Origin of the sequence: Acinetobacter entericus, assembly GCF_026168575.1 — a bacterium.
Lineage (GTDB): Bacteria > Pseudomonadota > Gammaproteobacteria > Pseudomonadales > Moraxellaceae > Acinetobacter > Acinetobacter bouvetii.
On record NZ_JAPEQW010000091.1, the window covers coordinates 1 to 1571 of the forward strand.

General features: G+C 44.1%; 1 protein-coding gene and 1 pseudogene. Both read right to left on the bottom strand.

What is annotated here, in order from left to right; translation table 11 throughout:
- Nucleotides 1-90 precede the first annotated feature (90 nt).
- A complete protein-coding gene (locus OKC24_RS19615) occupies nt 91-321 on the bottom strand; it encodes a hypothetical protein (protein ID WP_265466280.1) in 231 nt (76 codons plus the stop codon).
- Nucleotides 314-1571, bottom strand: a pseudogene (locus OKC24_RS19620) (hypothetical protein); the annotation flags it as partial. The gene OKC24_RS19615 and the pseudogene OKC24_RS19620, both read right to left, overlap by 8 nt.

Consider the following 1571-nt stretch of genomic DNA (forward strand, 5'->3'; position numbering starts at 1 on the left):
AGCGACTTGTTTTGAGAAGTCGTCCATTAATTTCCCCTAATTTTTAGCAATAAAAAAGCACCCGAAGGTGCTGTGGATTTATTTGTAAGCTCAGACTTCTATTTGCAGCACCGGCCCATCCGGTGCACCCCTTTTAATTTCATTTCCCACAACAAATACTCGCGCGTCGAGTGCGTATTTTGTAGCGCTAGTACACATCACCAAGCCTGACCCGTCAATAACAAGAACTTTATAGTTTGGGTGGTCTGCGCTCTGAACAGTGCCGACAAACTCTGCATCACTCGGTAATAAACTAATTAAACGCTGTAATGCATTACTCATGATTTACGCGCTCAACTTTCACAGTTTGATTGACAACAGCATGTGAAAATGACACTGATACTGCATCAGTTATCCCCCGCCATTGCGCATCAAAGCCCGTCAATTCCCCTGGTAAACATTCACCGATTTCATTTTCAACAGGTAACTGCAAAGTGTGTGTTTCAACCATGCCAGCTTTAGCCAAAGCCGTTTTTCCATAGCCACCCATGCTTTCCAATGTGAATAATGGGTTATTGACTGTTTCTTGCAGCACATCTGCACTGGTCCTGGTTCGCCTCACTTGTCCTGTTAAGCCAGTACGATCATTTGTGAGTGTAATGCCGTTGTAGTCCGGGAATAGTGCATCATCGATAGTTTGACTCATGGTAATACTGAGCGGAATCAGTCGGTCAAAATCATTAACAGCAATTGAGTCCCAAAAAGTCTTTTTGTATTTCGGTTTCACTGTCAGCACTTGGCCACTTTTTTCACTGTAGACAAACCCGCCGGCACTTTCAGCAATCATCTTGATCACTGCAATCGGTGTGAGATTTGAATAGCTGAGGCTGTTCACCGGCAAAATCCAACTCAGCTCGTCAATAAGCTGCCAGTTCAGCTGTATCGGGCTATTTACACGATCTAGTTCAGCTTGACAGAGTTGACGCGCAGTACGCTCATTCTCTTGTAGAAATGACCGTGTCGGGGCGTAAGGCGCATCGAGCAGCGCGCTTTGACTGCGGCCAATTAGATTAAAAGCATCTTGCGCAAACTTTCGCGACCGTGTCCGGCTTTCAAGCAGCATATGATGTTCATTGCCATTCACCATGATTCTTAAAATAACCGGCTGCCCATCAATAGAGCTCAATTTGACGATTTCAGATGCGGGTACAGTCAAGCTGTATGACCAGCACCAGCTGTTTCGGTCTGTGCTGTAATTACCATCCAGCGCACGTATTTCCTCGCCATTATCAAGGCGTGTTACAGATAAATTATTCATAATATGCCACCAATTTTTATTTGGAATTGCGGGTATGCATTCATCTGATCCAAAATTCAGCACAATGTTATGAGAATCTATTTCATGACAAACGCAGATAAAATTTAAATCAGTGCTGCCGATATATTCGGGAATTTCAGGTTGTGGCCAAGGCTGAACTGGATGCTTTCGATAGTGAATCGCCTTTGCTTTTTCCCACGCAATATCCGATGCGGTAATAAACTCAAGCCCTTTATCCCACTCAAATGAAAATTGCTGTTCAAATACATGCGCC

Coding starts and splice junctions, on each gene's coding strand:
- OKC24_RS19615 (WP_265466280.1), bottom strand. CDS start 321: ATGAGTAATGCATTACAGCGTTTAATTAGTTTATTACCGAGTGATGCA.